At 35.5% G+C, this 9703-nt stretch carries 8 protein-coding genes; 5 read left to right on the forward strand and 3 right to left on the reverse strand.

Annotated features, from left to right (window positions below):
* Positions 1–82: 82 nt before the first annotated feature.
* Together secD and ACFIK0_RS06490 are read right to left on the reverse strand one after the other, a co-directional pair.
* Positions 83–2596, reverse strand: coding sequence for a protein translocase subunit SecD (gene secD, locus ACFIK0_RS06485; RefSeq protein WP_273790697.1), 2514 nt, complete (start codon positions 2594–2596; stop codon positions 83–85).
* Between the two features lie 92 nt (positions 2597–2688).
* Positions 2689–3066, reverse strand: a complete 378-nt coding sequence (locus tag ACFIK0_RS06490; protein WP_375631220.1) for a hypothetical protein — start codon at positions 3064–3066, stop codon at positions 2689–2691.
* A 180-nt stretch (positions 3067–3246) separates the two neighbouring features.
* Here ACFIK0_RS06490 and ACFIK0_RS06495 point away from each other — a divergent pair, with 180 nt between their 5' ends.
* The 5 genes from ACFIK0_RS06495 to ACFIK0_RS06515 all read left to right on the forward strand — a co-directional run bounded on the left by ACFIK0_RS06495 (position 3247) and on the right by ACFIK0_RS06515 (position 9098).
* Positions 3247–5622 (forward strand): mechanosensitive ion channel domain-containing protein, encoded by a 2376-nt coding sequence (locus ACFIK0_RS06495; RefSeq protein ID WP_375663672.1) that lies wholly within the window; start codon positions 3247–3249, stop codon positions 5620–5622.
* Entirely contained in the window at positions 5616–5888 is a 273-nt protein-coding gene (locus ACFIK0_RS06500; RefSeq protein WP_273790700.1) for a hypothetical protein, read from the forward strand. The genes ACFIK0_RS06495 and ACFIK0_RS06500 overlap by 7 nt, the downstream gene beginning before the upstream one ends.
* Positions 5889–6452: 564 nt before the next feature.
* Positions 6453–7397, forward strand: coding sequence for an outer membrane protein (locus tag ACFIK0_RS06505; protein WP_375663673.1), 945 nt, complete (start codon positions 6453–6455; stop codon positions 7395–7397).
* Between the two features lie 994 nt (positions 7398–8391).
* A complete protein-coding gene (locus ACFIK0_RS06510) occupies positions 8392–8589 on the forward strand; it encodes a hypothetical protein (protein ID WP_375654517.1) in 198 nt (65 codons plus the stop codon).
* 179 nt (positions 8590–8768) lie between these two features.
* The gene (locus tag ACFIK0_RS06515; protein ID WP_342753367.1) at positions 8769–9098 is read left to right on the forward strand and encodes a hypothetical protein; all 330 of its coding nucleotides are present in this window, start codon (positions 8769–8771) and stop codon (positions 9096–9098) included.
* A gap of 125 nt (positions 9099–9223) precedes the next feature.
* Here ACFIK0_RS06515 and ACFIK0_RS06520 read toward each other — a convergent pair whose 3' ends face one another.
* Positions 9224–9427 carry a hypothetical protein gene (locus ACFIK0_RS06520; protein WP_375663674.1) on the reverse strand — a complete coding sequence of 68 codons (204 nt, stop codon included), beginning with the start codon at positions 9425–9427 and terminating at the stop codon, positions 9224–9226.
* Between the last annotated feature and the right edge of the window lie 276 nt (positions 9428–9703).

The following is a 9703-nucleotide window of genomic DNA, read 5'->3' on the forward strand; positions in this document are numbered from 1 at the left end:
TGATCAAAAAGCGAATGAATGAAAACGACTATATTTCTATGAGAAGAGAGGCGAGATGTACCATACGCATTAAAGGGCATTTTTATTTCACTTTGATATTTGCACGATTATTTCGCTCACGCCACCAATTTCCTAGCAGGAGTAAAATAGGAGCAGCAATAAAGATAGAGGATGATGTTGCAATAATAATCCCAAAGACCATGGGTAATGCAAAATTATGAACAGCACTTCCACCCCATATCGCCATGGGGAGCATCGCAAGAATTGTTGTAGCTGATGTAAAAAAACAACGTACAAGAACCTGATTAATTGACAGATCAATCAGTTCACGCAACGGCATTTTTTTATAAAGACGCATATTTTCGCGCATCCTATCATAGACGACAACTTTATCATTTATAGAATATCCAACAATTGTTAAGAGCGCAGCGATAGCCGTTAAATTAAAATCAAATTGAAATAAAGCAAAAAAGCCAATCATTTTTGTGGTGTCTAGAATGAGAGTGATAATTGCTCCAACGGCAAAGAACCACTCGAAGCGTAACCATATATAGAGAGACATGGCAATAGCCGCAAGAATAACAGCAGTAAAAGCAGCTGTGGCAAGCTCGCCTGAAATTTTGGGACCCACAACTTCTATTTGATCGAATGTGGTATCGGGATAGATATTTTGTACAGCTGTTTTAACCTTATCAATGGCGATGGTTTGTTGTGCTTCGCTACCGCTTTGTTTCTGCATGCGAATTAATACGGTGTTTTCGTTATCAATATTTTGCAAGGAAACTTCACCAACATTAAGAGTAGAAAGCTTGGAACGCAGAGTTGCTAGATCTGCTGGTGCTTTCGTGGTAATACTCATTTGGCTTCCGCCAATGAAATCAATACCAAAATTCAATCCAGGCTTAAAAAAGAGAAAAACTGAAGCCATTGATAAAACAATTGAGACGCCAATACCAATGAAGCGTGCTTTCATAAAGTGGAAAGTTGTGTTTTGTGGCATGATGTTGAAAGCAGAGTGAATATGCAACTTTTTAATTTTCCATTTACGAACGATCCAAATCATGATGATGCGTACAATGGTGATATTTGTAAACATGGAGATGATAATACCAAGCAACATTGTTACGGCAAAACCACGAACGGGACCGGTGCCGAACCAAAATAGTAAGACAGTCGCTATAATTGCCGTAACATTTGCATCAACAATGGTTGCAAAAGCGTGTTTAAATCCACGATCTAGGGCTGCAAAAGCACCCACACCTTTTCGACTTTCTTCACGGATACGTTCATTGATAAGGATATTAGCATCAACAGCAATACCGATGCCTAAAATAATACCAGCAATACCAGGCAGCGTAAGCGTAGCTCCCAAAAGACTCAGTGCAGCAAATGTTAAAATCGTGTGCAGAGCTAGTGCTATATTGGCAATTAATCCCCAAATACGGTAGAGAAGAAAAATAAAAATTGCAACAAGAATAAAGCCAATTATGCCGGTGTAAAGTCCCATTTGGATGGCATCAGCACCAAGATTTGGGCCTACGGTTCTCTCTTCAATGACCGTGAGTGGTGCGGGGAGGGAACCAGCACGAAGCAGAGCAGCCAGAGTTGAGGCTTCTTTGGGGTCAAAGTTTCCTGTAATTTGACCTTGTCCATTGGGAATGACACTATTGATGGTCGGAGCGGTTAAAACCTTATTATCCAGAACAATGGCAAAAGGACGGTTAATATTTTGTCGTGTTATATCGGCAAATATTTTTGCGCCAGCGGAATCTAGAGTAAATGAAATAATGGAACGTCCTGGTATTTGAGGGTCAAAACCTGCACGGGCATCTTTCAGGACATTTCCATCTAAAGCAATTTGATCATAAATTGCATAATGTTGTGTTGCATCAGTGTATCCAGGGAGAATAGAAACACCTATAGGGGGATTATTGGGATCCACATTAGAAGGAACAAGATGAAAACTCATCTTAGCGGTTGTTCCTAAAAGATCACGCAGTTGTTTTGGATCTTGTAGGCCAGGCAATTGGACCATAATACGATCATTTCCAACCTTTTGGATGGCTGGTTCTGAAACACCAACTTGATCTATACGACGACGGATGATTTCTAAGCTTTGTTCAATAGCATTGCTTACACGGTCTTTTATACCAGCTTCCGTTAATGTGACGCGGAGAGTTTCATTTTGAGCACTGATCGTGATGTTATGTTCTGTTGTGCCAAAGCTACTGTGTATGGGGGTTATTAATGTTTTCAAAGCAGAGAGTGCTTTTTCAGTTTGCGATGGGTCAGAAATAAGGGCAATAACGCTATCTTCAACGATACGCACACTTGAGGTGCGGATTTGTTTTTCACGCAATACATTGCGCACATTGCTTAAAACTATATGTAACTGATCGCGTTTTAACGTTTTGCTATCAACCTCGAGCAGGAGAGAAGAGCCTCCTTGAAGGTCAAGACCAAGTGCTACACGGGTGTCGGGTAAGAATTTCGAGTTTTTAACTTGTTCGTGTGAAAATAAATTGGGTAAAGCAACATAAATGCTGCTTAAAAGAATAAAACAATAAAGGGTAGTTAACCAACCAGGTGTACGCATGATATATTCCGCTAATAGGCAATCTAACAGTTATTCAAAGTTAAAAGCACAAGTAAAATAAGATGATCGTTTTTATAATTCAAGGAAGAGAATTAAGTATGTTCATTGGGAGGAGCGCGTTTATTTGAGAAATATTGCGTTTTAACGTTACGAAATCGTGTGTCAACAGCTGGAATCTTTATTAAAAAGAAATCCAATGTTAGGATTCTTTGAACGGTTCTCATAAAAATAGATTCTGCATGGGGTGTTACAAGTTTTTTGTTTTCAGTTGTGGTAGCATTCAACTGATCACACTTATTTTGTAAATCAAATCTATTCGTTTTAATGATATTATTGGTGTGTGATTGTTTGATTAAGTAAGCACGCGTTCCTAAGGTACTCGTCAAGAATACACCTAAACTGGATAGAAAAATCCAGGTTGTCAAAGGAAGAAAATCTTCTTTTTTGCAATAAAGGTGCAAAAAAAACATGCTAGAGTGCCTTCGTTAATCTTATTGAGTTCATATTATTTATCATTCTTTTATCTTATTATCAGTATTATAGGATAAGGGAAAGCTTTTATAAGATTATTCTATAAAAGTTGAAAATAGCTGCTTTATACCATATTTAAAAGAGAGGAATAAAATCCTTTTTGTGCTTGTAAGGTAGATATGTATTCATTTTGTAGAAAAAACATCCACATACTTTTCCTTCTTTTGGGGATTATCTTTGTATTTAATTCTGGTGCATGGGGGAATCGGGGGGCACAAAGTACAATTGTCGAACAAACGATAGCTTCTTATTCAGTTGATGAAATTATTCAACAACAACTGTTGATTATTGAGACTCTTGAAGAAAATACTGAAACTTTAAAAAGAGATTTTGACAGAAAGCCAGAAGATGAGCGTGCTTTAGAAGAATTGCGGTTACGTGCACAAGATATCAGTGAACGTGCTATTGAGGCAGCATTTGTTTTGCGTCCTCCTCTTAATGAGATTAATACACTTCTTGATCAATTAACGGAGCTCCATCGTGACGTGAAAAAACTGAAAAGCTCAGTGAAGGAATATTCTTACTTGATAGAGCAAAAAGCTAAAATTAACAGTATCATGCTTCGTTTTGAAGCAATTTTCTTAGCAGCAAATAGAATAGCTGAACTTTCTATTTCTCAATCTCGGGAGCTTTTTAAACGCACGCTTACGTATAGGCTTGAGTTTTCGATTCCGATGGTTAAAAATCTCGCCCAAAAAACAAAAGAGGCTTCATCAGATTTTCTTTTGTTGTTAGATTCTTGGTGGAATTTTATATTTTATTTCAAGTTTTTACAACTATTTCTTTGCTTTTTAATTCCACTTTTTATTACTTTGGGTCTTTCGTATTTTTCTCAAAAAGTTCTTGTTCATGTGTATTGCCACTTTACGAAGTCTAATGAGGAAATATCTTATTTACAACGCTTATTGATTGCCTTTATTTCAGTTCTCTTACCTTCACTTGTATGTATTCTTTGCGTTTATCTTGTGTTGTTTTTGTTTCGTAGTTTTAACTTAGATCTAGGTAAGCTTACAACAGTTTTTGATATGATAGGTTGTCAAATTATTTTAGTATTTTTAATCAATCGCTTAGCGATTGTTCTTTTATCATCGAATATGCCCCATGTGCGTCTTCTCAGTATTGCACCATCATCTGCTTATCAATTAGTGATTTTACTCACTTCTTTAGGGGGTGTTTTGGCATTTGACGCTGTTCTTGATAGTATTTATGAAATCATTTCAGCGCCTCTATCTTTGACAATTGCTAAAAGTTTTATTGCTGTTTTTCTTGTAGCAATATTGCTGTTTATAATATCATTTGTACCTTTGCGGTTTAGACGTAGGCGTTTTCAAGGAGAAAAAAAAGAGCCATACTTTTGTCCATTTTACATACGCATTCCTCTTATTGGCTTGGGATTACTGCTCTTTGTGTTGAATTTTTTAGGTTATGTTGGTCTTGCGCGTTTTATTATGCAGCAAATTATGATTGATGGAGCATTTTTAGTTCTCATGTATTTAGGAATACAAAGCGCTCAAGCACTTGGAACTAAAGACCAATTTATGAAAACAACGGTTGGTCACCTTTTGATGCAGAGGTTTCATTTAGAAGAAAAAACGATGAATCAATTGGGAGTTTTTGTGAGCGTTTTTCTCAATTTATTTGTTGTTATATTTTGTGCAATACCAATTGCTGTACAGTTTGGATTTTCCTATTCTGATTTAAAAGCAGTTTTGTGGCAATCGGTGACCGGTTTTCAGATTGGAAATATTACTCTTTCTTTGATTTCTCTTGTAACAGGAATGATTTCTTTTTGTGTTTGCTGGTTTCTTATTCGCCGATTTATTGGTTGGTTAGATAGTGTGGTGTTGATTCATGGAGAGTTCGATTCTGGTATACGTAATTCTATCAAAACAGTGATAAGTTATGGAGGCATTGTTGTATCTGCTTTGACGGGATTATCAATGGCAGGTTTGGATCTTAGAAATTTCGCTCTTATTGCTGGAGGACTTTCACTGGGTATAGGTTTTGGTTTACAGAATATTGTCCAAAACTTTGTCTCTGGACTTATTATTTTAGTTGGAAGACCATTTAAAATAGGAGACTATATAGAATCTGGATCAGTAGCTGGTATTGTTAAGCGTATTAGTGTGCGTGCAACGGAACTTGAGACTATTCAGCGTAAGACGATTATTATTCCCAATTCAAGCCTTATTAATAATAATGTTAGTAATTGGACACGACGCAATAAAGTAGGACGAATTGATATACCAGTTATTGTATCATCTAAGGTTACTCCAGAGCATGTTGTTGAAATTTTGTTAGAGATTGCTTCTTCGACAGAAGGCGTTTTAAAAAATCCTATCCCACAGGTGAGTTTTACGGCATTTGATCGTAAGAGTTTTTCCTTTAATTTGGCTATTTATGTGCCTAATATTACTTCACCTTCTCATATAACCAATGCTCTTCGATTTAGCCTATATAAGCGTTTTGCTGAGGAAGGAATCTTAGAATGCTGAAATATACTTATGTTTTGATTACAGTTATTCTGTTAAGTATTTTTACCATAACAGCTTTTGCTGCAACAGTGAAGAATACTGATTTAAAGATACAATCTCTCATTGTTGTTGAAGGAAGTATACCTTCAAAAATTTCTTTAAATACTCATCAAACAATTACAATTTGTATGAAGGGATGTTTTATAACTTTTCCTAATAAAGACCGTTTTGCAATAAAGGCAGATGATAATATAGAAATCAATAGGGGAAGAGCAATTTTTAAATAAAATAATTGAGAATTTTTGTTTGGGGACAAGATTTAGAAGGATAATGATATTGTGCGTAATTAATAATCTCATCCTTTAGAAAATGGTAGAAAAAAGGTATGATTTTAGTATAAAATAGGTGTGATTTTTTATACTATGTAGAATCTACAGTTATGCATTTTTGATGTAAGATTATTGAGGTATTTATAATATTTTTAATGAATATCAATTTTCTAAAAATTATTACATCATTTTTAGAATTTTTTCTCATAAAAAATGCATAAAATGTACTATTTTGTGATTTTTTTGCAGTATTATTGGTACAAAATGTTTTATATTTTTTCCTTTTAAAAATATAATAGGTTTTTTATTAAATATTTATTATTTGAAGTATTGATTATTATAATATTTTAAAATTTATTTGATAATATTAAATTTTGATGTAATGATATATTAGTATAGTGATAGATTTAAATGTAACTATAAAGGAGTACATGCGATTTTGCGGCATAATATTTTATAAAACTTTGTTTTTCTAAATGTGATTTTTGATTATATTTAAATTTAGCAATGGGGTATAATTTTATGAATACAAAATTTATAACAGCATCTGTTTTTTCGTTAATTTCACCTTCTATAGTACAGGCTGCAGATGTGGTGGCTCATGAAGAGCCGATACATGTTGCCTCAGAAGTTGTTGCTTCTTCACCTTTTTCTTGGGCAGGTTTTTATTTTGGGGGGCAAGTTGGGGGCTTTTCAAGTAAAATTTCTGCAATAACGCCTCATGTTGATATTCCTCTCCATCATACTGAGGAGAGTAAAAGTAAACCATGGATCCCCATCGAGAAACAGTATCTGCCCGATCTTTCTGGGTTTATAGGTGGTTTTTATGCGGGTGTTAATTTTGATCTCGGTAATAATTTTATTATGGGGGTTGATACGGATATCGTTTTAACGGAAAAAAAGGATACAAAAACAAAATTTCAGGCTGATGAATCGAGTGCTGGTGGGACTGATACTGATGGAAAGGACACTGAAGGATTGGGTACTAAAGAATCGGGTAGTGATACTGATGCAAGTGCAGAAAAAAAAAGTCGAAAAAGGGCAAAACTTGTCAGGAGACAGGGTAGAGGCTTTTCTCGCTCTGCTACAGAGGCTAAAGAAGAGAAAGACAGTTTAACTTTTAATCATACGTTAAAACAAAAATGGACAGGTGCTACACGGGTGCGTGTTGGGTTTTCTGCAGGGCGTGTGATGCCTTATATTGCTGGTGGTGTTTCTTATGGACAGTTTCAAGATATTTTGTCGACAGTAATTACGGGAGGTGAGCCATTTAATAGGACATCGGATGTAACAAAAACGATGATGGGTTATACTCTCGGTGGTGGTGTTGATTTTGCAATGACAGACCATTTTGTTGTGCGTGCGGAATACCGTTACTCAGATTTTGGTAAAAAGAAATTTAAAGACGAGATTGAAGTTAAGTATAAGACGAATGATTTTCGCGCAGGAATAGCTTACAAATTCTAGTTTTGTAGGATAAAGGAGCTTAAATTTAAGAGGTCCTATTTCTTTGATAGGGCCTTTATTTTTTAATTTTATGCATTGCAAATACTATTTTATGGTGAAAAAAGGGAGCTTTGACTTTGAGTGAGAATGAGGAGGTAAGGAAGAGTTACTCAGATTCTTAATTGTTAAGAATGAAAAATTTTTAGTTCACGAGGTGTGGTTGAAATATTTGTTAACAAAGAAGGATTAATTCGTCTTTCATATTATTACAGTTATCATTTTATAATATCGTTATAGAGTTGCAAACAGTAAATTTAAAGAGAGTTTTTACTATCTAAGTAATGAGAAAATAAAGAAAATTCACATAGAGCGATGCGGGCGGCGTGCACGTTTGTGCACCAATTTTTTCTTCCCTTAGAACTCTCTACAATATCATCTGATAGCGCGGTTTATCTTTGTTCTATTTAATAACTAATTGTTTTTATTTTATTTATTAAATTGCCTTTTATATATAATCTTTGTACCAGATGAAAGTGCTCTAAGTGCGATTCAAAAGATGGTTTTTAAAAGGTGGTTCGAAGAACAAGAACACGTGATAGACTGTCTGTCTTATCTGTATCTATCTAAAGGCAAATATGCTGACAAAGCTGGTTTATGGCTTATCAAAACTACACCAGATCAAGGATGATAGTTTTTTAGATTTTACCTCAATAAAAGACGACGAGAAATGGGATTAGGCTCTTGTAGCAAGATACCTTTAAAAGAAGCATGGTTCAAAACTTCAGCTTGTTGTGATCTTTTGGATCAAGGAATTGACCCAATTTGCCGAAAACAAAAAGAAAATTTGCGTCGGGCAGGGGTGGTATTTCTTTACGAGAAATTGCCTCCAGTGCGTTTTAAGCAAAAAAACGAATTGAAAAATGAAGGAAAAGCAGCAAGGTGGCTAATACCTCTTGAGTAACATGTTTTTCCTAAATTTGATGATACGCCAATTACTGAACTGACGCAAATTGATATAAAAGGATGCATTTCTCCCATTTGGAAGACAAAAAACGAAACAGCAAGTAAAACTCTATCCCACTTGAATATAGCTATAAAACATGCGGCGGCACTTGGTATAGATGTGGATATGCAATTAAAAGCAAAAGCTTTATTAGAAAAGTTTATTCAAAATACCAAAAATATCCAGCAATGCCATGGAAAAAATGCCTAAGTTTTTTCAATCTTAAAATGATGAGCTTGTATCAAATCTAGCCTTAACACTTCTTATTTTGACGGGGGGAGGGCGTTCTATTCCAATCAGGCATATTCGGTCAGAAGAGATTTATAGATCAATATGGATTATCCCAAAAGAAAATATGAAGAGAATTGTTGGAAAGGTTTCTGACTTTCATGTGCCGCTTACAGCTGAAGCGCTTGCTGTTATTGAAAAAGCAAAAAAATGTTTTTTTATTTGCTGAGAGTTCTGGAAAGCCTATATCGGATGTAGCACTTTCTAACTTCATGAAAGACAAAGGTTTTGATTATAGACTTCATGGTTTCAGATCGATTCTGCGGGACTGGATAGCAGAGACAACGTCAACATCATTTGAAATTGCAGAATCTGTTCTTGCGTATTCAGTTGAGAAGTCAGTGACAAAGGCTTACATGCGGACGGATTTTTTAGAACAGCGCCGTGTCCCCTTAGAACAATGGGCGTCTTTTATATCAGGAGAGGCTTGATAATATGTCTATTATCAAGTCAGGTGTCTAAGAAACACTTAAGCGATTAGCGGATAGATTACGATATAATCTCTCATTCCTTGTGTTAAAAGCGGGGAAGGGTAAAGCTTTCAGTTTTTGGTTAGTCACTGTTTTAAACGTGCACAGACATTGTCTATCACATCCATAAGACGAGCAAAATCAAGGATAAGCAAAAAGAGGATGAATACAATCCATTTTGTATAACGTGACATCACTTTTACACTTTTGTAGGTCATGATGATTTCTTGAAGGATTTCTTTTTCTGCTTCTTTAATTTCTATATCGTCTTGTGTTTTTTTTCTAACCATGTTTCCAACCACACAAGCGTTCACCTAGATTATTGTGCTTTAAGATCTCTCTGGCTAAGTTTAAACTGAAGGCGTTCAGATCTTGCTGGCTTAAATAAATTGGCAACCAGCCAACACAAGAAGAAACATATTTATTTGTCGCGCAACCAGTCAGAGAGAGCAGCACGCACATCAGCATCACTTTTTTGATTAACTTCACTTTCCACCTCCAGCCGTGTTGTGGCTGCTTTTAAAGCTTTTTCTGTTTGCTTTTGTTGCTCTGCTTTTTTCCCAAGA

The sequence above is a fragment of the Bartonella sp. CL63NXGY genome, from assembly GCF_042194905.1.
Lineage (GTDB): Bacteria > Pseudomonadota > Alphaproteobacteria > Rhizobiales > Rhizobiaceae > Bartonella.